Source organism: Cypionkella sp. TWP1-2-1b2 (assembly GCF_049896245.1).
In the GTDB taxonomy this organism is placed as follows: Bacteria; Pseudomonadota; Alphaproteobacteria; order Rhodobacterales; family Rhodobacteraceae; genus Cypionkella.
In genome coordinates this window covers 17,272-42,567 of record NZ_JAFCTX010000023.1, presented here as the reverse complement: position 1 = coordinate 42,567, position 25,296 = coordinate 17,272, and the positions used below count along the sequence as shown (strand labels likewise).

The 25,296-nt window shown below is 61.1% G+C and carries 20 protein-coding genes; 9 read left to right on the top strand and 11 right to left on the bottom strand.

Going from position 1 to position 25,296, the window contains the following annotated elements:
* Position 1: 1 nt before the first annotated feature.
* The 5 genes from bchL to bchF are packed head-to-tail and all read right to left on the bottom strand — an operon-like array spanning position 2 to position 7,855.
* A complete protein-coding gene (gene bchL / locus ACP7AP_RS15390) occupies positions 2-901 on the bottom strand; it encodes a ferredoxin:protochlorophyllide reductase (ATP-dependent) iron-sulfur ATP-binding protein (protein WP_426035302.1) in 900 nt (299 codons plus the stop codon).
* A 34-nt stretch (positions 902-935) separates the two neighbouring features.
* The gene (locus ACP7AP_RS15385) at positions 936-4,502 is read right to left on the bottom strand and encodes a magnesium chelatase subunit H (protein WP_426035300.1); all 3,567 of its coding nucleotides are present in this window, start codon (positions 4,500-4,502) and stop codon (positions 936-938) included.
* The gene (gene bchB / locus ACP7AP_RS15380; protein ID WP_426035298.1) at positions 4,492-6,081 is read right to left on the bottom strand and encodes a ferredoxin:protochlorophyllide reductase (ATP-dependent) subunit B; all 1,590 of its coding nucleotides are present in this window, start codon (positions 6,079-6,081) and stop codon (positions 4,492-4,494) included. Before bchB ends, ACP7AP_RS15385 begins: the two co-directional genes overlap by 11 nt.
* Positions 6,078-7,370, bottom strand: coding sequence for a ferredoxin:protochlorophyllide reductase (ATP-dependent) subunit N (locus ACP7AP_RS15375; RefSeq protein ID WP_426035296.1), 1,293 nt, complete (start codon positions 7,368-7,370; stop codon positions 6,078-6,080). The genes bchB and ACP7AP_RS15375 overlap by 4 nt, the downstream gene beginning before the upstream one ends.
* The gene (gene bchF, locus ACP7AP_RS15370; RefSeq protein WP_426035294.1) at positions 7,367-7,855 is read right to left on the bottom strand and encodes a 2-vinyl bacteriochlorophyllide hydratase; all 489 of its coding nucleotides are present in this window, start codon (positions 7,853-7,855) and stop codon (positions 7,367-7,369) included. Before bchF ends, ACP7AP_RS15375 begins: the two co-directional genes overlap by 4 nt.
* A 320-nt stretch (positions 7,856-8,175) precedes the next feature.
* On the opposite strand from bchF, the gene ACP7AP_RS15365 reads away from it, so the two are divergent.
* From ACP7AP_RS15365 to ACP7AP_RS15325, 9 genes are all read left to right on the top strand, one after another.
* A complete protein-coding gene (locus ACP7AP_RS15365) occupies positions 8,176-8,967 on the top strand; it encodes a hypothetical protein (protein ID WP_426035292.1) in 792 nt (263 codons plus the stop codon).
* A 111-nt stretch (positions 8,968-9,078) separates the two neighbouring features.
* The gene (ppsR, locus tag ACP7AP_RS15360; RefSeq protein ID WP_426035371.1) at positions 9,079-10,434 is read left to right on the top strand and encodes a transcriptional regulator PpsR; all 1,356 of its coding nucleotides are present in this window, start codon (positions 9,079-9,081) and stop codon (positions 10,432-10,434) included.
* A 338-nt stretch (positions 10,435-10,772) separates the two neighbouring features.
* Entirely contained in the window at positions 10,773-11,681 is a 909-nt protein-coding gene (chlG, locus tag ACP7AP_RS15355; protein WP_426035290.1) for a chlorophyll synthase ChlG, read from the top strand.
* The gene (locus ACP7AP_RS15350; RefSeq protein ID WP_426035288.1) at positions 11,678-12,988 is read left to right on the top strand and encodes a BCD family MFS transporter; all 1,311 of its coding nucleotides are present in this window, start codon (positions 11,678-11,680) and stop codon (positions 12,986-12,988) included. The genes chlG and ACP7AP_RS15350 overlap by 4 nt, the downstream gene beginning before the upstream one ends.
* Before the next feature lies 1 nt (position 12,989).
* Positions 12,990-14,171 carry a geranylgeranyl diphosphate reductase gene (locus ACP7AP_RS15345; protein WP_426035286.1) on the top strand — a complete coding sequence of 394 codons (1,182 nt, stop codon included), beginning with the start codon at positions 12,990-12,992 and terminating at the stop codon, positions 14,169-14,171.
* Positions 14,168-14,686, top strand: coding sequence for an isopentenyl-diphosphate Delta-isomerase (gene idi, locus ACP7AP_RS15340; RefSeq protein WP_426035284.1), 519 nt, complete (start codon positions 14,168-14,170; stop codon positions 14,684-14,686). Before ACP7AP_RS15345 ends, idi begins: the two co-directional genes overlap by 4 nt.
* A gap of 264 nt (positions 14,687-14,950) precedes the next feature.
* A complete protein-coding gene (locus tag ACP7AP_RS15335; RefSeq protein ID WP_426035282.1) occupies positions 14,951-15,907 on the top strand; it encodes a diacylglycerol/lipid kinase family protein in 957 nt (318 codons plus the stop codon).
* Positions 15,904-16,707, top strand: a complete 804-nt coding sequence (locus ACP7AP_RS15330) for a metallophosphoesterase family protein (RefSeq protein WP_426035280.1) — start codon at positions 15,904-15,906, stop codon at positions 16,705-16,707. Before ACP7AP_RS15335 ends, ACP7AP_RS15330 begins: the two co-directional genes overlap by 4 nt.
* 140 nt (positions 16,708-16,847) lie before the next feature.
* Complete coding sequence (locus ACP7AP_RS15325; protein ID WP_426035278.1) at positions 16,848-17,978, top strand: sensor histidine kinase; 1,131 nt, start codon at positions 16,848-16,850, stop codon at positions 17,976-17,978.
* A gap of 64 nt (positions 17,979-18,042) precedes the next feature.
* Here ACP7AP_RS15325 and ACP7AP_RS15320 read toward each other — a convergent pair whose 3' ends face one another.
* From ACP7AP_RS15320 to ACP7AP_RS15295, 6 genes are all read right to left on the bottom strand, one after another.
* Positions 18,043-18,468, bottom strand: coding sequence for a response regulator (locus ACP7AP_RS15320; RefSeq protein ID WP_426035276.1), 426 nt, complete (start codon positions 18,466-18,468; stop codon positions 18,043-18,045).
* A gap of 222 nt (positions 18,469-18,690) precedes the next feature.
* Positions 18,691-20,244, bottom strand: coding sequence for a cisplatin damage response ATP-dependent DNA ligase (locus ACP7AP_RS15315; protein ID WP_426035274.1), 1,554 nt, complete (start codon positions 20,242-20,244; stop codon positions 18,691-18,693).
* Entirely contained in the window at positions 20,241-21,230 is a 990-nt protein-coding gene (locus tag ACP7AP_RS15310; RefSeq protein ID WP_426035369.1) for a ligase-associated DNA damage response exonuclease, read from the bottom strand. Before ACP7AP_RS15310 ends, ACP7AP_RS15315 begins: the two co-directional genes overlap by 4 nt.
* Positions 21,231-21,285: 55 nt before the next feature.
* The gene (locus ACP7AP_RS15305; RefSeq protein ID WP_426035272.1) at positions 21,286-22,515 is read right to left on the bottom strand and encodes an MFS transporter; all 1,230 of its coding nucleotides are present in this window, start codon (positions 22,513-22,515) and stop codon (positions 21,286-21,288) included.
* A 130-nt stretch (positions 22,516-22,645) separates the two neighbouring features.
* The gene (locus ACP7AP_RS15300; protein WP_426035270.1) at positions 22,646-24,133 is read right to left on the bottom strand and encodes an alpha/beta hydrolase; all 1,488 of its coding nucleotides are present in this window, start codon (positions 24,131-24,133) and stop codon (positions 22,646-22,648) included.
* Positions 24,134-24,313: 180 nt separating this feature from the next.
* A complete protein-coding gene (locus ACP7AP_RS15295) occupies positions 24,314-25,294 on the bottom strand; it encodes a ParB/RepB/Spo0J family partition protein (RefSeq protein ID WP_426035268.1) in 981 nt (326 codons plus the stop codon).
* Positions 25,295-25,296 lie beyond the last annotated feature (2 nt).

Genomic DNA, 25,296 nt, shown 5'->3' with positions numbered 1-25,296 from the left:
CTCAGTCAAACCCCAGCAGTTCAAAAATCTCACGATCCGGCAGCGGCGCGGGGGTCGATCCGGGCTCTTGCACCGAGCGCCACAGTTTGTCGGCCAGCCGCATATATTCGGCGCGGGCCATTACGATGTCTTCGCTATCGTCCATCTCAAACAGTGTCTTTTTCTTCAGTCGCGAGCGGCGGATGGCATCAATGTCGGGCATATGCGCGATGCGGTTGAAGCCAACGCGCTCGCAGTAGCGGTCCACCTCATTCGTCTCGCGCGAACGGTTGGCGACGCATCCGGCCAGCCGCACCTTGTAGTTGCCGGATTTGGCCTGCACGGCGGCGATGATGCGGTTCATCGCATAAATGCTGTCGAAATCATTGGCGGTGATGATCAAGGCGCGGTCGGCGTGCTGCAAGGGGGCGGCAAAACCGCCGCAGACCACATCGCCCAGCACATCGAAAATCACCACGTCGGTGTCTTCCAGCAGGTGGTGCTGTTTCAGCAGTTTCACCGTCTGGCCCACCACATAGCCGCCGCAGCCGGTTCCAGCGGGCGGGCCGCCAGCCTCGACGCATTTCACGCCGTTAAAGCCGGTGGCGACGTAATCTTCGGGGCGGAGTTCCTCGGCGTGGAAATCCACGTCTTTCAGGATGTCGATCACCGTGGCTTGCAGCCGCCCGGTCAATGTGAACGTAGAGTCATGTTTGGGATCGCAGCCGATCTGCAACACCCGCTTGCCCATCATCGAAAACGCCGCCGACAGATTGCTTGAGGTGGTCGATTTCCCAATTCCGCCCTTGCCATAGACCGAAAACACTTTCGCGCCTTCGATCTTGGTGTCGGCGTCCTGATGCACTTGCACCGAGCCGTCGCCGTCAAGGCCGCGCAGAATGGGGAGAGAATGCAGGGTCATGGGCGGATTCTTTCTGTGGAAGGATGGATCGCGGTCATTCGGCTGCAATCCCTTCAAGTCGGTCTTCAAGTTCATCGGCAGCGCCTTGCAGGGCGGCCAAAGTCGCGGCGTCGGGTGTCCAATAGCTGCGCTCGGAGGCCTCAATCAGGCGGTTGGCCATCCGGGCCGAGGCCACCGGGTTCAGCGCCGCCATGCGTTTGCGCATCGCTTCATCCAGCACGAAGGTTTCCGACAGGCGCTGATAGACCCAAGGATCGACCGCTTCGGCGGTGGCCGACCAGCCCATGGTGTTGGTGACATGCGCCTCAATCTGGCGGACACCTTCGGCGCCGTGCTTCAGCAAGCCTTCGTAGAATTTTGGGTTCAGCGTGCGCGAGCGGCTCTCCAAGGCGATCTGGTCGCGTAGGGTGCGGATTTTGCCGGTGCCACGGGTCTGGTCGCTGATATAGACGGGCGTATCGGTGCCGCGCTGGCGTTTCACCGCGCGGGCGATACCGCCGAGGGTGTCGAAATAGTGATCGACGCTTGTAACGCCGAGTTCGACGGATTCAAGGTTTTGATAGGCCAATTCGACGTTTTTCAGCGCCTTTTGCAGCATGGCGGCGTTTTTCACCGCTTTGCCATCGCGGCCATAGGCGAAGCTTTTGCGGGCCTCGTAAGCGTCGGCCAACTCATCTTCCTGGCCGAAAGCCGAGCTGTCGACCAGTTGGTTGACGTTGGAGCCATAAGCGCCTTCGGCATTGGAGAACACCCGCAGGCTGGCGGTTTCCATATCGACGCCCATCTGCTCGGCATAAGCGAGGGTGTGGGCGCGGATGAAGTTTTGTGCCAAAGGCTCATCTGCGGTGGCGGCCTTGTAGGCGGCTTCGGCGAGCATCTTGGTTTGCAACGGCAGCAGATCGCGGAAGATGCCGGAAAGCGTCATCAGCACGTCGATACGCGGGCGGCCAAGCTGCGCCAGCGGCACCAGATCGGCCCCACACAAGCGGCCATAGCTGTCAAACCTGGGGCGCGCGCCGATCAGCGCCAAGGCTTGGCCGACCGGGCCACCATCGGATTTGATATTGTCGCTGCCCCACAGCACTAGTGCTATCGAGCGCGGCAAGGTGGGGTGGGCGGCCAGCAGGCGGTCGGCTTGGGCGGCACCATCGCGCAGGGCGAACTCGGTGGGCATACGGAACGGATCAAAGGCGTGGATGTTGCGGCCCGTGGGCAGGATTTGGGGCGAGCGGATCAGATCGCCGCCCGGAACCGGGGCGATGAAGCGAGCCGACAGCGCGCGCAGGATGCCGGGGATTTCGGTGTCCTGTTGCAGTTGCAGGTCAATACGGGCGCGCTCGGTGGCATCCATCGGCGGCAGCAGGTTCAGATATTCAGCCCGCGCGATGGCGGTCATCGGGCGACCCAGTACATGCAGGCCATCCGGGATCAGCGCGGCTTCGGCTTCCAGCAGTTTCAGCCACAGGGCACCGGGTGCGCCGGACAGATCGACAAGCGCGGCTTGTTCGGCGATCAGCGTCTCAAGATCCGCACGCTCGGGTGCCATGGGGACAAGCGCGCGCCAGCGGGTCAGGCTGTCTTTCAGATCGACCAAGCCCTTGTAAAGCCCAGCCTGTGCAAGCGGCGGTGTAAGGTGCGTGATGGTCACGGCATTGCTGCGGCGCTTGGCGAGGGTGGCTTCGGACGGGTTGTTGGCGGCATAAAGGTAGATATTGGGCACCTCGCCAATCAGGCGATCCGGCCAATCTTTGCCGCCAAGGCCAGCCTGTTTGCCGGGCATGAATTCCAAAGCGCCGTGCATCCCGAAATGCAGCAAGGCATCGGCTTGGTAGGTGTTGCGCAGCCACAGGTAGAACTGCACAAAGGCATGGGTGGGGGCAAAGCCGCGCTCAAACAACAAGCGCATCGGGTCGCCTTCATACCCAAAAGTGGGCTGCAAACCGACAAAGATATTGCCGAACTGATGGCCCAGCACGAACACCCGGCGGCCATCGGATTGCACACGACCGGGGGCAGCGCCCCAGACGGATTCAACCTCGGCCAGATGGGTGGTGTTGCGCACGATGCTGTCGGCATCAACAAAGGCTGCGACATTGGCGGGCTGACCGTAATGCGCGGCATTGCCGCCAAGGACCGCTTCGCGCAGGTCATCGACTGTGGCGGGCACGTCCAGCGTATAGCCGTCGGCCTTCATCGCGATCAGTGTGTTGTACAGGCTTTCAAACACCGACAGATAAGCGGCGGTGCCAGCGGCGCCCGCGTTCGGCGGGAAGCCGAACAGCACGATACCAACCTTCTTGTCGGCGTTTTTGGCCTGATGCAACTTGGCAAGCCGCAGGGTTTTTTCTGCCAGCGAGGTGATACGCTCGGGGCAGGCAGACATCGCGCGGCTGTCTTCTTGGCCCTTGCACATGTGATGACAGCCTTGGCAGCCATCAAGGCCATGACGCCCCGCGAACACAGTTGGGTTGGTGGCACCGTCAATCTCGGGCAGCGCGATCAGCATGGTGGTTTCAATCGGGCCAAGACCTTGGCCTGCTTGTGCCCATTGGCCAAGGGTTTGAAACTCCAGCGGGTGGGCTGCAATATAGGGCACATCCAGTGCGGTCAGAGCGGCCACGGCGGCGGGGCTGTCGTTGTAAGCGGGGCCACCGACGAGGGAGAACCCGGTCAGCGATACCATCGCGTCGATGCCCTTGAAGTAGGCGTTGATCGCGGGGCGGCCATCGAGGCCCCCGGCAAAGGCCGGGATGCAGGCGATGCCCTTGGCTTCAAAGGCAGCGATCACGGCATCGTAATGGGCGGTATCGGAGGCTAGCACATAAGAGCGCAGCATCAAAAGGCCGACGGTGGCGGTGGCGTTTGCAGGGCGCGGCAGGTCAGTAAGGTTGGTGGTGATGCGCGCGGCGAGGGCGGGGTGGTAGAGGCCCACGTCGGGGTAATCGACCGGAGCTTTGCTTGCCGCACCGCGCCAGTCTTTGTGGGTGGAATAGCGGCCAATCAGAAAGCGCACCATCTGTTCGATATTGTCGTCAGAGCCACCCAGCCAGTATTGCATCGACAAAAACCACGCGCGCATGTCCTGCGCTTTTCCCGGAATCCAGCGCAGGATTTTTGGGATGCGGCGCAGCATCGACATTTGCTTTTCGCCGCTGTTCGCGCTGGTTTTGGCGGAGGGTTTCAGCTTTTTCAGCAAAGCCATCGCCGCCGATGCGGGTTTGGACATATCCAGATCGCCCATTTTGGTCAGCTTGACGATTTGGGCATCGGCAATGACGCCGATGAAGGCATCGACGCGGGCGCGGGCCTCGGTCAGCGCGGGCAGGATGGCGTTGATATGTTCTTCGATGAAGATCAGGTTGGCGATGATGATGTCAGCGGTTTGCAGATCAGCCTTGCAGCGCAGCAGGGCGGCGGGGTTTTCAGCCCATTCGGCGGCGGCGTGGATGGTGATGGTCAGGCCGGGGAAGTCTTGCGCCAGCCGGGGTGCGACACGCGCGGCGGGGCCTGCGGCGTGTTGATCCAGCGTGACCACGACGATGTTGTAGCTGGACTTTTTGCCAGCAACCAAAGTGCCAGTCAGGGGGGTGTCAGCGCGCATAATGGGCTTTTGCCTCGTAGAGGGTTTCGACACTGATCCTTGTCAGTCCCTTGCCTTGGGCAAACTTTTCGGTATTGCGGCGCGCCTTGCCGCGCACGAAGAAGGGGATCTTGCGCAGTTCGTTTTCGGCGTCCGACAGCCAGATGACATTGGAGTCAGACGCGGTTTCGTGTTGGGTTTGTTCAACAACAGCGGCGATCTCGGCGGGCATCGAGCCCGCGTCAATCGCGGCCGCAGCGGCGGCTTCAGCGCTGACCGGCCGGGCGATGTGTTGGCCGCCATGGTGCGACGCGCCTGCCTCGTCGTGGAATTCGAAATCATCGCGGAACATGTGCAGCAGGTGTTCTTCCAGACCCATCACCAAGGGATGCACCCAAGTGTCAAAGATCACATTCGCGCCTTCCCAGCCCATCTGCGGCGAGTAGCGGGCGGGGAAATCCTGCACATGCACCGGGGCCGAGATCACAGCGCAAGGGATACCGAGGCGCTTGCCGATGTGACGCTCCATCTGGGTGCCAAGGATCATCTCGGGGTGCAGGGCGGCGATGGTGGCTTCGACCTCAAGGTAATCATCGGTGATCAGCGCCTCGACGCCGTATTCTTTGGCCAAAGCGCGGATGGGGCGGGCCATTTCGCGGTTAAAGCAGCCAAGGCCAGCGACCTCGAACCCCATTTCATCGCGGGCGATGCGGGCGGCGGCGGCGACATGGGTGCCGTCGCCGAAGATGAACACGCGTTTGCCGGTGAGGTAGGTGGAATCGACGGAGCGGGTCCACCATGGCAGGCGCAGGCGCGAGGTGTCGGATTTCAGCGGCAGGCCGGTGATCTGTGCGATTTCGGCGAGAAAATCATGGGTAGCGCCAACGCCGATCGGCACGGATTTGGTGTAGGGTTGCTTGAAATTCGTCTCCAACCAGCGGGCGGCGGATTCGGCGTGTTCGGGATACATCAGCACGTTGAAATGTGCAGCGCCAAGGCGAGCGATATCAGACGGGCGCGCGCCCATCGGGGCGCAGACGTTGACGGAGATGCCCATGTCAGCCAGCAGGCGGGTGACTTCTACGATGTCATCGCGATGCCGGAACCCAAGTGCCGTGGGGCCTATCAGGTTGGCGGTGATCTGCGCTGTGCGGGCGACGGGCTTTGCCAGATGACGGGTGATCTGCAAGAACGTCTCATCGGTGCCGAAGCCTTCTTTGCGCTGATAGCTGGGCAGATCGAGCGGGATCACCGGGATGCCCAGATCCATGCTTTCAGCCAAACCCGCCGGGTCATCCTGAATGAGTTCTGCGGTGCAAGACGCGCCGACAATCAGGGCTTCTGGCTGAAAACGCGCGACCGCATCCTGACAGGCGGTCTTGAACAAGGTGGCGGTGTCGCCGCCCAGATCGCGGGCCTGAAACGTGGTGTAGGTGACCGGCGGGCGGTGGTCGCGGCGCTCAATCATGGTGAACAACAGGTCGGCGTAGGTGTCGCCTTGCGGGGCGTGCAGAACGTAGTGCAACCCCTTCATGCCGGTGGCGACACGCATCGCGCCAACATGCGGCGGGCCTTCATATGTCCACAACGTCAGCTTCATTCGGCGGCCTCCATCCGGGGGGCCAAGGGTGCGAGCAGGGCACGACGGCGCAGCGGGCGCGCGAAAAGTGCTGCCAGATCGCCCGCCTGTTCGTAGAAATGCACCGGGGTGAACACCAGCTCAATCGCCCATTTGGTCGCCATGCCTTCGGCTTCCAGCGGGTTGGCAAGGCCCAGACCGCAGACGGTCAGATCGGCACGGGCGGCGCGGGCGCGGGCCAGTTGTTTGTCCACGTCCTGACCTTCCGAGATCACCGGGCCTTCGGCCAGCAGCGCCAGTTCCGGGGCCAGCAGATCGCGGTGCAGGAAGGGCGTGCCGACCTCTAGCGCCGTCATGCCACATTCGCGGGTCAGAAAGCGGGCGAGCGGGATTTCAAGCTGGCTGTCGGGGAAGAAGAAAATCGACTTGCCGTCAAGGGTTTTGCGTGCAGCAGCGATGGCCTTTTCAGCACGGGCGCGCGGGGCGGCGATGACGGCATCAAACAGGGCCTGCGGCACGCCGAACTCGGTGGCGATGGCTTGCAGCCACAACGTGGTGCCTTCGGCGCCGAACGGGAAGGGCGCTGTAATATGGCGCGCACCGCGGCGCAGCAGGGCTGCATGGGTGTCGCCCAAGAACGGCTGCACCAGCGCGAACACGGTGTTTTCACCAACCTGCGGCGCATCGGCGCTGCGCCGGGCGGGCAGGCAGCGCACGTTGCTGATGCCCATCGCGGCCAACAGCGCCAAAGCCTGATCTTCGACCACATCGGGCAGCGCGCCGACAATCAACAACGCGCGCGCCTCGCTGTGCGCCAGCGCAGGCACCATGGCGGCAAGGCAGGCATCCTCGCCTTGGGTGAAGGTGGTCTCAATGCCTGACCCTGAATAATTCAGCACCCGCACATGCGGCGCGTGGGCGGCGCTCATCCGTTCAGCCGCGCGATGCAGGTCAAGTTTGATCACTTCCGACGGGCAAGATCCGACCAGAAACAGTTGCCGAATGTCAGGGCGGCGTGACAACAGCCGCGCAACTTCACGGTCCAGCTCGGCCTGGGCATCGACCAGACCTGCCAGATCTTTCTCCTCCAGAATCGCGGTGCCAAAGCGCGGTTCGGCAAAAATCATCACGCCCGCCGCCGACTGCAACAGGTGCGCGCAGGTGCGCGAGCCTACCACCAGAAAGAACGCATCCTGCATTTTGCGGTGCAACCAGATGATCCCGGTCAGCCCGCAGAACACTTCACGCTGGCCACGCTCTTTCAGCACGGGGGTATTGGTGCAGCCGATGGCGGGAAGCGTGCCGGTCATGCCCGCACCGCCTGATCCAGCCGTGCGAGGCGCAACTTGCGAATGAACTGCCCGGCGTTGATTGCGTAGGTGAGGTACGCTGTCAGCGCCAGCGCCATCTGCTCCATCGGCGACAGCGCCCCGGTCCAAAGCGCTATAATATAAGCAGAATGTAGCGCGATGACGGCGAAGCTGAACACGTCTTCCCAGAAGAACGCAGGGGCAAGCAGGTATTGCCCGAACACCACCTTCTCCCAAATAGCGCCCGTGACCATGATCAGGAAAAGCAGGGTGGTTTTTACCAAAATGGAAATGGTTGCCGCGCTGTAGCCGTCACCCGTCAACATGTAGCGCAGCACCAGAACCAGCGAGATCGCGAAAGCCAGAAACTGCACCGGGGCCAGAATACCCTGCACGAGCGTCCATTTGGTGGCATCGCGGCGCGCACGCTCTGCCGCAGTATAGAGCGGTTGGCGGAGAGGCTTGTTCGGGCGATTCGCTGGCATGGCTTGGCTTTCAAACGACGTGTCTGCTTGCCAACCCTAGCCTCCCGATTCCGAATGTGTCAACTAAAACTTACACTACTTTGGTTGACACATTCTGTGGTTTCCGCACCAAACCCCAAACTTTTGCTGCACAGAAAGAAAGCAATTATTATTTAGAAACATGCACTTGTAAAATCCACTCCGCATACTTAATGTTCAGTGTGTCAATTTTCTTTGACAATATGTTGGACCTAATGGAGAGTTAAGGCCAAGGATGACCCCGATCGTGCTGACATATTCAGGTTGCGGTTTTGCGGGCGCCCCTTTGCGGAGCCGAGCCCATGCAGGAGTTTCAGCCTCTCAATCAGGTGCGGGCCTTGGCTGGGGATACGTCCGGTGTCAGTTTCTTTGCCTCTCAGGTGGTGTCACTGCTGGCAGATCGCAGCGCGAAGTCTGTGATCGAGCCGCGCGAGACTTTGGTTACGGGGCTGATTACCGCATCGTTGTCGGGCACGAAGGCGGCCTTCGCGGAATTGCTGACAGAAGTGAAGCGGGCGCGGATCAGCCTTGCGGCGCTGGCGGATGTCTACATTCCGATTGCGGCGCGGCGGATGGGTCAGGCTTGGCACGACGACGAAATGTCCTGGATCGACGTGACGATAGGCGTCGGGCGGATGCAAAGCCTGCTGCGCGAGATTGGCACGGCTTGGGTTGCCGATCAGGCGGGCGATACCGGACATGGCACGGTGATGTTGATCGTGCCAGACCGCGAACAGCACACTTTGGGGCCGATGGTGGCAACCGGACAGATGCGGCGCTATGGAGTTTCAGTTTGCCTCAGAATTGCGCCAAGCTTCAACGAATTGCGCAGTTTGATGGCATCGCGGCACTTCGACGGGGTGATGATCTCGGTCGCGACGAAAGAAAAACTCGAATCTGTCACAAAGACCGTACAATTTCTGAAGACCATAATGGGCAAGCCTACCCCTATCGTCGTCGGGGGCGCGGTGATGTCAAAAGTGGAGGATCCGGCTTCATGCACAGGGGCTGATTTTTCATCCAATGACATCGGCGCAGCTCTGGAGGTCATGGGCCTTAAGTTCGACGCCTTTTGCGTGCTGAAGCGCGCTTAACATACCGTGGTCCCGATTGAACGGGTGGGCGGCAAAAATGGCGAAACTGCTGTGAACACTGATACAAAACACTTTTTGACTGGCCTGACGATGCCGCTGATTGATCCAGAGATGCTCTCTGAGATCGTATCAACGGCTGCGGATATTTCTTTGCTGATTTCGGGTGATGCGCGTGTGGCCGCTGTGATGGTCAATCCGGGGCATCCGGCGTTTGGGCGGCTGGACAGTTGGGTTGGCAAGCCCGTGGAAGAAATTGTCACCGATGAAAGTTATGAAAAGCTGGTAAAGCGGCTTGCGGTGATCACCAAGCAAGGGTCACGTGCTTTGGCGGTGGAGCTGAACCACATTGACCAGACTTTGTGGGAATTTCCGGTGCGCTATTCAATGCACAACATCGGCAAGGATAAGACCATCCTGATGATGGGCCGCGATATGCGTCCGGTGGCTGAGATGCAGCAGCAGCTGGTGATGGCGCAGTTTGCGCTGGAGCGTGATTACGAGACTCAGCGTGAGATGGACACCCGCTACCGTGTGCTGATGGAAGCGACGCGCGATGCGGTTGTGCTGGTGGCGATGAATTCGGGCCGGATTTCTGATCTGAATGCGGCGGCGGCGCTGATGCTGGGCGGCTCGCGGCAGGATTTGATCGGGGCCGCGATTGCGCAGGAATTTGAGGGGCGTCGGCGCGGTGAGTTTCTGGAAAGCCTGTCGAACATCGCCTCGGCTGATGCGGTAAGCCCGGTGGAATTGGTCGCGCGACGCTCGCAGCGCAAGGTGCGGGTGATCCCCAAACTGTTCCGCGCGGCGGGCGAGCGGCTGATGCTGTGCCGGATTGAGGCGCCCGAACTGGCCAACACGCCGAACACCGAAACCAACGAAAACCTAGAGCGGCTTTTCCACGAAGGCGTGGATGGCATGGTGTTTCTGGATCAGGACGGCATCATCACCTCGGCCAATGATGCGTTTCTAAAGCTGACCGACAGCACGCATCTGGCCAGCGTCCGGGGCCGCTCGATGGCGGATTTTCTGGCGCGGGGCGGCGTTGATCTGCGGGTGCTTTTGGATAACACCCGCCGCGCGCGGCAGTTGCGGATGTATGCGACGCGGATCTTAAGCGAGTTCAAAGGTGAGGTCGCGGTCGAGATTTCGGCCGCGTTCCTGAGTGATCGCCCCAAGCCGGGCTTTGGCTTGATCCTGCGTGATGCCAGCAGGTCTGAGATGCTGCGCAAGCCCGGATTCAGCGCGGGCGATGATGGCATGCGGTCGGTGATGGAGCTGGTGGGGTCATCGACCCTGAAAGACATCGTGACCGAAACCACCGATGTGGTGGAAAAGATGTGCATCCAGACGGCGGTGGACCTGACCCGTAACAACCGGGTGGCCGCTGCCGAAATGTTGGGGCTGTCGCGGCAATCCCTGTATGTAAAGTTGCGCAAGTTCGGCCTGCTGAGCAAGGACGACGAATAGGCTTGGCCCGTTGGTGGTCTTGATTGTTTCGGCGGGAAAATCGGCTTTGCACACATGTAGGCTGGTATTTGAGGGATGCCCGCCAGCCAAGAAAATCTGCAACCGTTACGCGTAAGTCTTTTTTGAGCGCCAAAGAAATCTTCCCAGCAGGGAATGACTTGTGCGTTTCCTGAATTGTAGACGGCTTTATCACCATATGTTGTGGTTTATCTCCGCGCTGTGCGTTCAAGCATATTTAACACTGCGCCAACAATTCTGGTGCGCCGGATTGGTTGCGCAGAACATACCAACACGACTTTAGACTTGATCGACTCAACGTTGTAATGTTTAGTTGACACATGACTGTATCAGAAAACTTACACATAGCGACCCGCCCGCAGCCCAAAGCCGTTTTGGAGCTGATCAAGCCGATCACATGGTTTCCGCCGATGTGGGCGTATCTGTGCGGCATCATTTCGGCGGGCATCTCGCCATGGTCGTCTTGGCCGCTGGTGGTTTTGGGCGTTGTGTTGGCGGGCCCGGTGGTTTGCGGCATGTCGCAGGCGGCGAATGACTGGTGCGACCGGCATGTCGATGCGGTGAACGAGCCGTATCGCCCGATCCCGTCGGGGCGGATACCGGGGCGGTGGGGGTTGTGGATTGCGCTGGCAATGTCGGTGCTGTCGCTGGCTTTGGGCTGGCTGCTGGGGCCGTGGGGGTTTGCGGCGACGGTGGTGGGCGTGCTGGCGGCCTGGGCCTATTCGGCGGAACCTGTGCGGCTGAAGCGGTCTGGCTGGTGGGGGCCGGGGCTGGTGGGCCTGTGTTATGAGGGACTGCCGTGGTTCACTGGGGCGGCGGTGCTGTCGCAGGCGATGCCCAGTTTTCCGGTTGTGACCATGGCGCTGCTTTATGCGTTTGGCGCGCATGGCATTATGACATTGAATGATTTCAAGGCGTTAGAGGGGGATCGGCTGCATGGCGTGCGGTCTTTGCCGGTGACGCTGGGGCCAGAGGTTGCGGCGCGGGTGGCTTGCACAGTGATGGGTGTGGCGCAGGCTTTGGTGATCGCCCTGCTGTTCATCTGGGGCAGGCCGTGGCACGCGCTGGCGGTGCTGGCGCTGCTGGCGGCACAGGTCTGGGCGATGAAAACCTTATTGGCCGACCCCAAGGGTAAAGCGCCTTGGTATAACGCCACCGGCATCGCGATGTATGTCAGCGGCATGATGATCACCGCCTTTGCCATCCGCACGTTGGAGATTGCACAATGACGCATCTGTCGTGGGTTTCCATTGTGCGGCTGGGATTGGTGCAGCTGTGTCTGGGCGCGATTGTGGTGCTGACGACATCGACTTTGAACCGGCTGATGGTGGTTGAGGCGGCTTTGCCCGCGCTGCTGCCGGGGTTGTTGGTGGCGCTGCATTATGGCGTGCAGATCACCCGGCCAAACTGGGGATTCCGGTCGGATTCTGGCGGGGACCGCACGCGGTTTATTGTGCTGGGAATGATGGCGCTGGCCTTGGGCGGGTTTCTGGCGGCCTTGGGTTTTGTGGTGATGGTCGGGGCCTATTGGCCGGGGCTGGCGATTTCAGTGGTGGCGTATGCGCTGATTGGCGTGGGGGTGGGGGCGTCTGGCACCTCGCTTCTGGCGCTGCTGGCGCAGGCGACGCATCCGCGGCGCAGGGGTGCGGCGGCGACGATCACTTGGCTGATGATGATTTTCGGGATTGCGGTGACGGCGACGGTGGTGGGCAAACTGCTCGACCCGTATTCGCCCGCGCGGCTGTTGGAACTGGTGGCGGCGGTCGGGCTGATTGCGGTGGTGCTGACGGTGGCGGCGATCTGGGGGATTGAGCGTCGGCATGGTTTTGTGTCTGCGCCTGAGGCGAAGCAGCCGTTCCGGGAAGGCATTGCCGAGATCTGGGCCGAGCCGCGCGCGCGGCATTTCACGCTGTTTATATTCCTCTCGATGACCGCCTATTTCATGCAGGAGTTGATCCTTGAGCCCTATGCCGGGCTGGCCTTTGGCTTTACCCCCGGCCAATCGACGCAGCTTTCGGGTGCGCAGAATGGTGGGGTGTTTGTTGGGATGCTGGTGGTGGGGATTGCGGCGACCGGCTTGCGGATCGGGTCGCTGCGGGCTTGGGTGATGCTTGGCTGCGCGGGGTCGGCGGTGGCGTTGGTTGTGCTGGCTTTCGCCGGGCAAGTTGTGGGCGGCGGGGCGCTGATCTTGCCCGCGACGATGGCGCTTGGGCTGTTTAACGGCATGTTCGCGGTGGCGGCGATTGGGTCGATGATGGCGCTGGCGGGTGAGGGGCGTGGCGCGCGTGAAGGCACAAGGATGGGGCTTTGGGGTGCGTCGCAAGCACTGGCTGCGGGGTTTGGCGGGCTGATCGGTGCCGGGGCGGTTGACCTTGCACGGCAGTTCACCGATGCGGCCAGCGCCTTTGGCTTTGTGTTCGTGCTGGAGGCCGGGCTTTTCGCGGCGGCTGTCGTCATGGCTGCCCGCATTATGGATATCCGTATCATCGACACACAGCGCCAGCCCGGTTTGGGCCATATGGTTGCAGGAGAATAACATGAGCTATGATGTCATCGTGATTGGCGGCGGGCCTTCCGGGGCGACGGCGGCGAATGACCTTGCGCGGGCGGGCTGCGATGTGGCCTTTCTCGATAGGGCGGGGCGGATCAAACCCTGCGGTGGGGCGATCCCACCGCGGCTGATCGAGGATTTCTCGATCCCCGAGGCGCAGTTGGTGGCGCATATCCAGACCGCGCGGATGATCTCGCCCACCCAACGCGCGGTGGATATTCCGATTGAGAACGGCTTTGTCGGCATGGTGGACCGCGAGCATTTCGACGAATTCCTGCGCAAGCGGGCGGTGGACAATGGCGCTGTGCGGCTGACCGGCACCTATCTGCGGCTGGAGCGGGACGCGGATGGCACCCATGTAATCTACCGCGACAAGGCGACGGGGGACGAGATGCGGCTGGCGACCAAGCTGGTGATTGGGGCCGATGGGGCGCGATCCAACGTCGCTAAAGCTGAGGTGCCGGGGGGTGACAAGATCCCCTATGTCATTGCGTATCATGAGATTATCAAGGCTCCGGCGGCGAGCAACAGCTATGATCCGGGGCGCTGCGATGTGATTTATGATGGCAAGATCAGCCCGGATTTTTACGGCTGGGTGTTTCCGCATGGCGATCACTGCTCGGTCGGGATGGGCACCGGGATTGACGGGATTGATCTGAAACAGGCCACAGCCGATCTGCGCGCGCAGGCCGGGCTTGCGGGATGTGAGACGATCCGCCGCGAAGGTGCCCCCATTCCGCTGCGCCCGATGGATCGTTGGGACAATGGCCGCGATGTGGTGTTGGCGGGCGATGCGGCGGGGGTGGTGGCGCCATCCTCGGGCGAGGGGATTTATTATGCCATGGTTGGCGGGCGGGTGGCTGCTACTGCGGCGCAGGCCACGCTTGCCACCGGGCGCGCGTCGAAGCTGAAACTGGCGCGCAAGCTGTTCATGAAAGAACATGGAACGGTGTTCAAAGTGCTGCGCTCCATGCAGGACGCCTATTACAAATCCGATGAGCGCCGCGAGCGGTTTGTCAGCCTGTGCCACGATGTAGACGTGCAAAAGCTGACGTTTGAGGCATATATGAACAAGAAACTGGTATCCGCGCGGCCCTTGGCGCATATCAAGATCGGCTTTAAGAATGTGCGGCACCTGATGGGCTTTGTGCCCCCGGAATATGTATGAACCAGATGATCCCCGCTTGGCTGAATGGCACGCTGACCCCGGTTGATAAGCTGGAGGTGCATCAGCGCGGCTTGCGGCATCTGGCGGTGTCGGTGTTTGTGATGGATGGCGACACGACCCTGTTGCAACGCCGGGCTTTGGGCAAATACCACACGCCGGGGCTGTGGACCAACACCTGCTGCACGCATCCGCGCTGGGGGGAAGACCCGATGGATTGCGCGACCCGCCGTTTGCGCGAAGAATTGGGTATTACCGGGTTAGAATTACATCCTGCGGGCAATATCGAATACCATGCCGATGTCGGCAATGGTCTGACCGAGCATGAGGTGGTGGATATCTTTGTGGCCGAAGCCTCGGCCAATCTGGCGCTTGCGCTAAATCCCGCCGAAGTGATGCAAACCAAATGGGTGCCGCGCGCGCAGCTTATCAGTCAAGTCAGCGCCCACCCCGCGCGATATACGCCTTGGCTGAAGATCTATCTGGACGCCGGAGTCGCAGCACTCAGTACCGGCTAGCGCGTTTGGTCAAAGTCCTATGGCGTAGCTGATGTCCGAGCGCTCGCGCGATGGATATTGCTTGAATGCTTAGAAAAAGGCTGTGTGTAAAATCCTGTAATCATTCTTATGTAATGTATTCCAGAAATTGAACGGACACAGCCGCGCAAAAGCAACGTTGCGCCGCCCAAACCAAACCAGCCACAAGTTGGATTATTTGCCGACAGGCCATTGTTTGCAGACCAAAACAATCCAACTTCAGCTTCTGTAAATGCAGGAGCCGCCATGACCACGACCGCACAGAACCTCACTTTATCGGACTGCAAGGTGGCTTTGGTGCTGAACGGGGCATCCGGCAAAGCCGATGCACATGCCAACGAAGATAAAATTCGGGAAAAGCTGACCCCGCATGTGCGCGCGTTTGTCACTTATCCGGTCAGCAATGGTGCCAACATTGCAAGGGCCGCGCAGCGGGCGGCGCTAGATGGTGCGGATGTTGTGATCGCTTTGGGCGGTGATGGCACGCAGTCTGCGGTCGCAGGGGCGCTTGCGGGCAGCGACACCGTTATGGGCGTGCTGCCCGGCGGGACGTTCAACTATTTCGCGCGTGAGTTGCAGGTTGGCGAGACGTTGGATGCGGCGCTGGAGACGTTGATTTCGGGCAGCGTGCGACGGATGGATGTGGGCGAGGTCAATGGCCGGATTTTCCTGAACAATGCCAGCTTTGGCGTCTATCCGAAAATCCTTGAGCGGCGCGAAGCGGTCTATAAGCGCTGGGGCCGCAGCCGGGTTGCCGCCTATTGGTCGGTGCTGCTGACGCTTTGGGATATGCGTGATCCGATGCATCTGTCGCTGACGCTTGATGGGAAAAAGCGCGATTTTCACACGCCGCTCGCCTTTGTGGCGCGCAGTGCTTACCAGCTTGAAAACATGGGGTTAGAAGGTGCGGATGCGGTGCGTGATGGCAAGCTGGTGCTGTTCTTGGCCAAGGGCCATGCTCCGCGTCAACTGATCGCGGCGGCGTTGCGGCTTGCGATCGGCAAAGTTGTGCGGGGCCAGGATTTTGATCTGCTGATTGCCGATGAAATCCTGATTGAGACCCGCCAGCCCCGTCGTTTGTTGGCGTTTGATGGTGAGAAAGAACGCGCAACCGGGCCATTCAAATTGCGCGTGATGCGGGATGCGCTGTCTGTGATTGTCCCTACCGAAAGCCCCGAGGCTAAAACGGCAGCGCCGGAATGACGCGGCTTTTGCATCTGACGGATTTGCACTTTGGCTTGCATCATGCCGCGTTGGTGTTGCCGTTGCGCGCGGCCATCCTTGAAAACCAGCCCGATCTGGTGGTGGTTTCGGGTGATCTGACGCAGCGCGCGCTGGCAGGTCAGTTTCGGGCGGCCATGGCGTTTCTGCGCGATCTGGGTGTGGCGTTCATGGTCATCCCCGGCAATCACGACCTTCCGGCCTACAACCCGATTGCGCGGGTTTTTAATCCGTTCGGCGCGTATCGCCGGGGTGCCGCGCAGGATCTAACCCCGGTGATGCAGATCGGCCAGCTGCGGCTTTACGGGGTAAACACCGCCGATCCGTTCAAATGGCGCGGCGGCATCGCGCGGGCTGATCAGATTGCGCGGATTTGTCAGGCGATGCGCGACGGGCCGCAGGATGTCACCAATATTCTTGTGTCCCATCATCCGTTCGAGGAACCACCGGGCTTTGAGCGTGGCGAGACGCAAGGTGCGCAGGTGGCAACGCAAAAGCTGACCGCTGCCGGATTGCATGTCATTTTGTCAGGTCACTTGCATCACTGGAACATCGGCCTTGGCATCACCGACACCGCCCCCCGCCCGCTGTTTCAGCTGCAAACCGGCACCGCACTTTGCAGCCGGATCGGCGAGCGGGATCACGGCTTTTCCGTTATGGATTTCGAAGGGGCTGCGCTGCGGGTGACGCCGTGGCTGGTGGATGAGGCCAAGGGGCAATTTGCGCCGCGACGTCAAACAAGTTTCAGGTATCTGGACGGTTTGTGGCATAAGTCGCCTTGACGCAGTGGCTTTGACAGGTTTTTGGCGAGGTAGCTGGGGCACGACGCAAACCGTGTCAGGTTGAATGGTGCCGCCCCTGCGGGAACCGAAGCCGATGTTTAGGCATTATACTTCGTCAGTTTTTTTTCTGGAACCACAGCATGTCTTCATTGCATCACGTCGGGCAGCAAAAATCAAATGCCGAAGGCGGGCCTTCGAGTGAAACCCCGCCAAGTCAACAAGCTGCGACGGGTGGGTTTCCCTCTGCGCAGGACGTAAGTCATGCCCAGACCTTTGGCTTGGCGGCGATTGCCGATGCAATGCCGCAGATGGTGTGGTCGACCCGGCCTGACGGCTTCCATGATTACTACAATGCCGGTTGGTATGAGTTCACTGGCGTGCCAGCGGGCAGCACCGATGGTGCGGGCTGGAACGGCATGTTTCACCCCGATGATCAGGCGCTGGCGTGGAAGCGGTGGTCTCATTCGCTGGCAACAGGTGCGCCTTACGAGATCGAATATCGCCTGCGGCACCATTCTGGTGCGTATCGCTGGGTTTTGGGTCGGGCGCGGGCCGTGCGTGACGATAACGGCCAGATCCTGCGGTGGTTCGGCACCTGCACTGACATCAATGACACCAAAAAAGCCGCGGAATATGTCGAGTTGCTCAGCCAGGAACTGAGTCACCGGATCAAGAACATTTTTGCCATCATCCAAAGCCTTATCGGCCTGTCGGCGCGGCGCGTGCCAGAATCGGCGGGCTTTGCGCGCGATCTGCAAGCGCGGATTGCGGCGCTGGGGCGTGCGCATGATCTGGCCCGTCCGCATAGCGATCAATCCCGGCCCCACCATGGCGGCGTGACGCTGCACAGCCTTGCCCGCGAAATCTTGAAGCCGTATCTGGCGATGGATGATGGCCGCATTGCGATCAGCGGTGAAGATATGTCGGTTGACGATGCCGCTGCCACACCGTTCGCCCTGATCCTGCATGAGTTGGCGACCAACGCCAGAAAGTACGGGGCCTTGTCCACAGAGGTGGGAAAGGTCGCTATATCTTCGTCTTGTGAGGGCGGGGAATGTCGGGTGCTTTGGGCCGAAACCGACGGCCCCGACGTGGCAGGAAAGCCTGTCACCACGGGCTTTGGCACCAAGCTGATGCTGGCAAGCGCGCAATCGCATTTGAACGGGCAAATCGAGTGGCAGTGGAATTCCGAAGGCGTGGTTGTCAGCGTGACCTGCCCGCGCAGCAGTTTGCTGCGTGCTGCCCCCGCCCCGCAAACGTCAGCTTCTTGAAGCCAATACCATCGCATACAAAAATCAGACAGTTGACGATCTGGGCCGTGATTGCGGCCCCGATCTAAGCGTGATTTTGCGGCGCGTTGAACACCGTCAAAGCAGGCGGCGGCGCGGGCATGTGGTTCTGACCGCTTTTAAGACCAAGAATATACTCAACCGTTTGCAGGATGCTGTGGGGGTCGGCGGGCTTCGGCAACACGCCGATTGCGCCTGAAACACCGTCGCCCAGCATGCGCGGATTGGCGGTGATGAATACCACCTTCACCCCGAAATCACGCGCCAAACGTGCGCCAATTTCAGGCCCGGTCGGGCCATCGCGCAGGTTCACATCCACCAACGCCACGTCAGGATTGGTTGCCCCAAGCTGCAACGCGCTTGCTTTGTCGGCAGCGATGCCGACAGTTTCAAACCCGAAGTCTTCAAGCGTCGCTTCCAGATCCATCGCGACGATGATCTCGTCCTCGACAATCAAAATGCGTCCGGCCATCTTAACACCTATTCGTTTCACACATGCTGCCTCGAAAACTTTACGAAGCACAGGTTAACGGGTGATAAAACGCGTGGTTCCCTAAGCCAGCGACTTGTGCGCGACAGGTTGCGCGGAATCCTCAGTGCAAAATGACGCAGGGCTACATGTTGGCGCGTATTGGGCGTATTTGGGCTGCAATCATGCCCTATGCCATCGGAATCAGGCGGTGCCGGCGTTTTTTCACAACATCGTGCGCAGGGTTTCCAACTGATCGGCCTCGGCGGCTGGTTTGTCCCAGCGGATGCGCGAGATGCGCGGAAACCGCATCGCCAACCCCGCTTTGTGCCGTGTCGAGAGGTTCAGCCCCTCAAACGCCACCTCGACCACCAGCAGCGGGGCCAACTGCCGCACCGGGCCAAAGCGCTGGGTGGTGTTCTTGCGCACAAAGCGATCGAGTTCTTTTAATTCCTCATCCGTAAAGCCGAAATAGGCTTTGCCGACGGGGACAAGATCGGGGCCGTCCCAGACGCCAAAGGTGAAATCGCTGTAAAAGCCGGATCGTTTGCCATGCCCGCTTTGCGCGTAGAGCAGCACCGCATCAATTACCTTCGGGTCGCGTTTCCACTTGAACCACGGCCCACGCGGACGCCCGGCGATATAGGGCGCGTTGCGGCGCTTGATCATCACGCCTTCGATCACCGACGCGGGCGGTGTGGCGCGGAGTTGGGTCAGATCATCCCATGTGGTGAAGGGCAGAAGCGGCGAGAGGTCGATGCGGTCGCTGTTGAAAGCGGCAGCTTGCAGCCGCGCGCGGCGCGCGGCCAGGGGCAGCGCGCGCAAATCCTCGCCTTGCCATGTCAGAATGTCGTAAAGCCGCAGGCTGGCGGGGTGGCTTTGCAGCATGGATTTGCTGACCACTTTGCGGCCAAGGCGCTTTTGCAGATCGGCAAAGGGGGCGACATCGGCATCGCGCCGGATCAAGAGTTCGCCATCCACCGCCCCCTCAAACTCCAGTGCCTCAAGCAGGTCGGGAAACGCCGCGCCAATATCTTCGCCGGTGCGGGAATACAGCCGGCGCATGCCGCCTTCGGACACCGCCTGCACCCGGATGCCGTCCCATTTCCATTCGGCGAGGTAATCTGCCGGATCAAGCGCTGATAGGTCTTCGGGCGTGATCGGGGTCGACAGCATCACCGGGCGGAACGGCGCAGATGAAGCCGCTTCGGGGCGCGCGCCGCCGCCAAGCCAATCGAACAGCGGGATGTAGGGTGGGGTTAGGCCGTGCCAGATTTCCTCAATCTCCTCGACACTGCGGGCAGAGTTTTGCGCCAAAGCGACCCGCGCCAGACGGGCAGAAAGGCCAACCCGCATGTTTCCGGTGGCAAGCTTCAGGAAGGCGAGGCGTTCGGGCGGGGTCATCCGATCCAGCATCGAAGCGACGGCAGCGGGCAGCGCCAGTTTCGATGTGTCGCGCAGCAAAGCCACGGCACCGGATAGTGTGACTTCGGGGCCAGAGGTGGTGGCTTCCGACCAGATCAGCGCGATGGTTTCGGCCAGATCGCCGACGAAATCATAAGACAGCGCGAACAGCTTTTCGTCCACCCGCTCACCCGCCAATCGGCGCAGCAGCGACGGGGAAACCTGCCGTAAATCCAAAGTGCTGGTCAGTGCAGCCAGTGCCCAGCCGCGATCAGGGTCGGGGGTGGCGGCGAAGTAATGTGACAAGATGGTCAGCTTGGCATTGCGCCCTGCCGTGAAGGCCAGCCGTTCCAGCAGGCGCGCGAAGGCTTTCATTCGGGTTCATCCTCATACCCCACCAGCCGCAGCGGGCGGGCGGCGATGCCCTCGATTTCGCACCAGCGCATCAGGCCGTCTTCGGTGCCGTGGGTGATCCAGACCTCTTGCGGGGATAATTCGCGGATGGTGGCGGTCAGTTGCGGCCAATCGACGTGGTCGCTGATCACCAACGGCAGCTCAACCCCGCGCTGGCGGGCACGGGCGCGCACCGTCATCCAGCCCGAGGCATAAGCGATGACGGGGTCGCGGAAGCGTTGCACCCAAGGGCTGGCGAAAGCCGAGGGCGGGGCGAGGATCAGTTTCGCGTCACCGGGGTCGGTGGCTGACACCAGCGGGCCAAGGTCAATGCCTTGTTCCACATGGTAATCGCACAGCCGCTTCAAAGCGCCATGGATGGCGATGGGGGCGTGATAGCCCGCTGCCCGCGCAAGGGCGATCACCCGCTGCGCTTTGCCAAGCGCATAGGCACCGACCAGATGCGGGCGGTCGGGAAACTCGGCCATGCTGGTGATCAGGCGGGTGATCTCGGTGATCGGGTCGGGGTGGCGGAAAACGGGCAGGCCAAAGGTGGCTTCGGTGATGAAGATATCGCAGGCGACGGGCTCAAACGGCAGGCAGACCGGGTTCGGGGTGCGGCAATAATCGCCGGAAACGAGTATGCGCGGGCCGTTATCCGGGGTAATCAGGATTTGCGCTGACCCCAGCACATGGCCTGCCGGATGGAAGCTGACGGTGACATCGCCGACCCGCATCTGGCCTTCGGCAATCTGGCGGTTGGCGGTGAAATCCTCGCCATAGCGGATCGCCATGATTTCCAGCGTCTGGCGTGTGGCCATCACTGCGTCATTTCCGGGGCGGGCGTGGTCGGCGTGGCCATGCGTGACCAAGGCGCGCGGCACCGGGCGCAGCGGGTCGATGTAGAAATCGCCGGGGGCGCAGTAAAGTCCCATATCGGTTGGGTACAGGATGTCGTCGGCGCGCATCACGGCACGGGCCGGATGCGGGTGCTTGGGTCTGTCTGCATGCGGCGGGATGGTTTCATCGTAGATTATCCTCAGACGGCAGGGCTATAACCAAGGCAAGGGCGGCGAGTTTCAGCACGCAGGGGATCACGGCATAGGCCATGTTCAGGGTGCTCAATGCCAGCGCCGAGTTAACTTGGCCGGGCACGAAACCGTTCCATTGCAGCAGCGGCATCACGATAAACGCCGCCAGCGCCAACCCAAGCTTGCCCGCAAATGCCCAGATGCCAAAGGCGAGCGAGGCTTTCAGCCCTGCCCGCGTCAGCGCCACCGAAAACATCGCGGGCAGCAGGATGGTGTCAGACCCAAGCGCAGCCCCTGCCGCCACGCAGATGATCGCAAAGCCCAAGTAATCACCGGGGGCAAGAAACGCCGCACCAGCAAAGCCCAGGATTGCCAAGGGCATCGAGATCATCAGGGTGGTCTTGGCCCCTATCCGCTGGCTGATCCGCGTCCATATCGGCACGCTCAGGCCCGCACTTAGGAAGAACAGCGTCAGCAAGCCCCCTGCCCTGCCCGGCAGTTGCAAGCGATCTTCGACAAAGAACAAGAACAGCGTCGAGGTGATGGCGACGGGCAGGCTGTTGACCAAGGCCAGCACCAAAATCCGCAACGCCCCTGCATTGGCCAGACCTGCGAGGGAAAACGACTCGCCCAAGATCACCGGGCGCTGCCAGATCGAATAGCTGATCACCGCTGTCAGTATCGCCAGCCCGCCCAACATCAGCCCAAACGCTGGATAGCCCTGCCCGCCTGCCCCCAAAGCCACCAGAACCGCAGGGGCCATTGCGGCAAGGATCACGCCCGCCAACATGCCGCCCTCGCGGTAGGCGGCGAGTGTCAGCAGGGCTGCCGGTTCGGGCCGCTCGGCCAAGGTGGTGCTGCGGCCATAGAGCAGGATGGTGCCCAAGCTGTAGGCGGCAAACAGCAGGATGAGGGCCGCTACCAGTTGTGCCACGACATGCGGGCCGCGAGATAACGAAAACAGCAGCGGAAAGCCAATCGCAAGGCCCGCTACGGCGGCCATGGCAAAGGTGGTTTGCAGGCGCGGCCAACGGTCAATCGCCCAGCCGATCAGCGGATCTTGCGCGAGGTCGATCACCCGGATCAGCAGCAGGATGGTGCCGATGGTGCCCAGACTGATGCCCAGATTGATCGCGGCGAACTGTGGCAGGTGGATGTAAAGCGGTATCCCCGTGGCGGCCAGCAGCAGCGCATAGAGGCTGACGCGCGGGTAGTGGTTCATATCCGTGCCTCATCGCGGCTTTTTGGGATGGTGATCAGCGGCATGTGTCAGCGGCCTTTGAAGCGAGCGAAAATGGCTTGTAACACATATGGGCTGGCTTTGCGGCGGGGCCAGTAAAATCCACCTAAGCTTATGCAGGGGCGAACAACGGAAAGCTGACCCCAAGTGCCCATGCGAGGCAAAGGCCCAGCCCGACCCCAGCCGCCAATGCACCAGATTTCCTCCCGATCCAGCGCCCCATCAGGCCATGCACCAGAAAGAACAGCACAAACACCGGCAGCACGATCAGCACAAAGGTCAGATCGCCGGGATCAAGTGCCACCGCCATCCCCAGCGAGGCAAAGAGTGCCAGCCTTGCGGCCACTCTGCGCCACAGCGCCGCCCGCCCGGCTTGGGTCAGATAGCTGTCGGCGACCATGCAGGGCACGCAGCCTACGCAAAGCGCTGCAATGATCGGCAGGCGCTGCCATGTCGGCCAGAAGTTTGCGGCGTAACGATCCAGCGCCAGCCCGAACACCAGTATCCCCCACAGCATCAGCGCCAGCGCCGACAAGGGCGCGGCTTTGGTTTGCCAGCGCGGCCATATCCCGAGCAGCGCAAGCTGAAGCAGCCCGAACAGCGCCAGATGCAGCATCAGATAATCGGCCACCAAAACCGGCAGGAAGTTACGGTAAAATGGGGTGATGACGAGGGGGACCACGGCCATCGGGATGAGGATGGCCAGTATAAAGCGCCCCGTCGGAATGGCCGGGGCTGCGGGTGCGGCTGGCAGTTTTGCGACGATGGGGTAAAAGCCCAGCACGATGCCTGCAAGCAGCGCCAAGATCCACCAGCCGCGCGGGGTGGGCGTGGTGTTGCTGCGATGGTCAAAAGTGCTGTCGAACCAATCTTGGGCGGCCTTGACCGCTGGGGTGCTGAACAGCACACCGACATGCTCGACGCCGGGTGCAACCATTGTCGCCCGCCTGACTGCGCCCGATTGGGCCACCGCGGCCTCGGTCGCCGCCGGGTCCACCAGATGCACAGCGTCAAGCCCGGCTTTGCGCAGAAAGCTTTCCCACTCGCCCGATATCACCAGCAACTGATGTGGTGCATCGGCGGTAACTGCCTGCGAGAACATTGAAATCGCCACCACGGCCTGCACCGGATGGCCTGCGGCCACCTCGTCGATACTGGCGCGGATGATGATATCTGTCGCCATGGAATGACCCAGCAGGCCAATGCGGGTGTCGCCGGGCAAACTGCGGCCATAGGCGATCACCCGGCGCGTTTCGGCCACCAGCAGCGCGGTTGTGCCTTCGAGTGATGTCACATCGCCCGACATCGGTTTCGGATTGCGGCCATGGCCTTCGAAATCAAACGCCAGCACCCGGTAGCCTGCCTGTGCGAGGGCCAGCGAATACGACTGCATGATCTGACGCGATCCGGCAAAGCCATGCGCCACCACGACAATCGGGCCCGCCTGCTGCAAGGATGCGCGTTGATACAGGGTCACTGGCGTTGTGCCGACGCTGAAGTCGGAAATCTGCAATCCCGACCGCGATTGCTCTAGCTGAAAGATAGCGACAAGGCTGACCAGCAGCGCAAAAATGCCGATGAATGTGCGAGATTGGATCAAATCAAACGCTCTGCGCTGTGGGGAAAGAATTTATAGCTGCGTTTAGATACGCGAAGTTGGGCGTGGCAGATCACCCAACGCCCAAGATCACCGCGTGCGGCGGTCATTGGCAAGCATTTTCGGCGACAGGCGGGGTTCGGCACCTTGGCCGACCCCCCTGCCCTACTGGCTTTGGCGGCCTTAAGCCAAGGCGGCGCAGAAGGCGGCGACGGCAACCTCAAGGCGGTTGCGCGGGGTTTGGCTGAAATCGCGGTCAAGGTGCAGCTCGACCCGGCCGGGGGCGAGGGTACAACTGACGGCACCGCCCATCAGATCGTGCCGCACCAAGGCTTCTGGGCGCGTGGGGCTGCGGGCTTTGCCGGGTTTTGCGGGGGTGTAAAGACCACGCGGCAAAAGGGGGGTATCTTCAAAGCGGTCGGGGGCCTCGGGCTCGGTTGCAAAATGGCGCAGGATGTCAAGTTCGGTCGCCGCATTGCGGTGGGGATTGGCGCGCAGGGCGCTGCACAGGGCTGCTGTGCGACCGGATTCGCTTTGCAGGGCTTGGTTCAGAGCAATGCCAAGCGCGCGCGGAATGGCTTCGGGAAACGCCAGCACCTTTTCCAGACGGTGGATCAGTTCAGCAAAGTGGCGGATGTAGTTGCGCTTTTGCGGGCTGGCTGAGGCGAACAGGGCGTCGATGGCTTCTTCAAGGCTGTCGCAATCGGCAGAACGCTCGTCCTTATAGGTCAGTGCGATGCGACCCATTTCGGCCCAGGACAGATCCTTGCGCACCATGTTTTCATCGACCATGCGACGGTAGAGTTTTTCCATCGAGGTGAAGTTTTCGACCGCAATGGCGGGGATTTCGGCAAAGCAATTCAAACCGGTTTCGGCGTGCAAAGCGCGGTAAGCCGATAGCCTGCGCCAGCCTTGAACCAACTCGAAGCTGCCGGGGCGCGAAATGTCGATGCGAATCGGGTTTGACAGGCCCGTTGCCAGAATCGAGGCTTTCAGATCGTCAATTTGGGGGTCGATGTGGCAGGAACGGTCACGGCGCAGCTTTTTGGTGCTGATCGCATCCAGTGGAACGAACAGGATTTTTGGGCCGTCCTCGGCTGTATGTGGGGCTGTCGGGATGGTTTCTGGGGTTGGAATGGCGAGGAAGGGGCGGATGATGGGCATGG

What these genes read in the sequence shown, in the direction of transcription:
- ACP7AP_RS15325 (WP_426035278.1), top strand. Translation starts at nt 16,848, where the DNA reads ATGTCTTCATTGCATCACGTCGGGCAGCAAAAATCAAATGCCGAAGGC.
- ppsR (WP_426035371.1), top strand. Translation starts at nt 9,079, where the DNA reads ATGCTCTCTGAGATCGTATCAACGGCTGCGGATATTTCTTTGCTGATT.
- bchL (WP_426035302.1), bottom strand. Translation starts at nt 901, where the DNA reads ATGACCCTGCATTCTCTCCCCATTCTGCGCGGCCTTGACGGCGACGGC.
- bchF (WP_426035294.1), bottom strand. Translation starts at nt 7,855, where the DNA reads ATGCCAGCGAATCGCCCGAACAAGCCTCTCCGCCAACCGCTCTATACT.
- idi (WP_426035284.1), top strand. Translation starts at nt 14,168, where the DNA reads ATGAACCAGATGATCCCCGCTTGGCTGAATGGCACGCTGACCCCGGTT.
- ACP7AP_RS15330 (WP_426035280.1), top strand. Translation starts at nt 15,904, where the DNA reads ATGACGCGGCTTTTGCATCTGACGGATTTGCACTTTGGCTTGCATCAT.
- ACP7AP_RS15295 (WP_426035268.1), bottom strand. Translation starts at nt 25,294, where the DNA reads ATGCCCATCATCCGCCCCTTCCTCGCCATTCCAACCCCAGAAACCATC.
- chlG (WP_426035290.1), top strand. Translation starts at nt 10,773, where the DNA reads ATGACTGTATCAGAAAACTTACACATAGCGACCCGCCCGCAGCCCAAA.
- ACP7AP_RS15365 (WP_426035292.1), top strand. Translation starts at nt 8,176, where the DNA reads ATGCAGGAGTTTCAGCCTCTCAATCAGGTGCGGGCCTTGGCTGGGGAT.
- ACP7AP_RS15345 (WP_426035286.1), top strand. Translation starts at nt 12,990, where the DNA reads ATGAGCTATGATGTCATCGTGATTGGCGGCGGGCCTTCCGGGGCGACG.
- ACP7AP_RS15310 (WP_426035369.1), bottom strand. Translation starts at nt 21,230, where the DNA reads ATGCGCGCCGACGACATCCTGTACCCAACCGATATGGGACTTTACTGC.
- ACP7AP_RS15350 (WP_426035288.1), top strand. Translation starts at nt 11,678, where the DNA reads ATGACGCATCTGTCGTGGGTTTCCATTGTGCGGCTGGGATTGGTGCAG.
- ACP7AP_RS15385 (WP_426035300.1), bottom strand. Translation starts at nt 4,502, where the DNA reads ATGCGCGCTGACACCCCCCTGACTGGCACTTTGGTTGCTGGCAAAAAG.
- ACP7AP_RS15305 (WP_426035272.1), bottom strand. Translation starts at nt 22,515, where the DNA reads ATGAACCACTACCCGCGCGTCAGCCTCTATGCGCTGCTGCTGGCCGCC.
- bchB (WP_426035298.1), bottom strand. Translation starts at nt 6,081, where the DNA reads ATGAAGCTGACGTTGTGGACATATGAAGGCCCGCCGCATGTTGGCGCG.
- ACP7AP_RS15320 (WP_426035276.1), bottom strand. Translation starts at nt 18,468, where the DNA reads ATGGCCGGACGCATTTTGATTGTCGAGGACGAGATCATCGTCGCGATG.
- ACP7AP_RS15315 (WP_426035274.1), bottom strand. Translation starts at nt 20,244, where the DNA reads ATGAAAGCCTTCGCGCGCCTGCTGGAACGGCTGGCCTTCACGGCAGGG.
- ACP7AP_RS15375 (WP_426035296.1), bottom strand. Translation starts at nt 7,370, where the DNA reads ATGACCGGCACGCTTCCCGCCATCGGCTGCACCAATACCCCCGTGCTG.
- ACP7AP_RS15335 (WP_426035282.1), top strand. Translation starts at nt 14,951, where the DNA reads ATGACCACGACCGCACAGAACCTCACTTTATCGGACTGCAAGGTGGCT.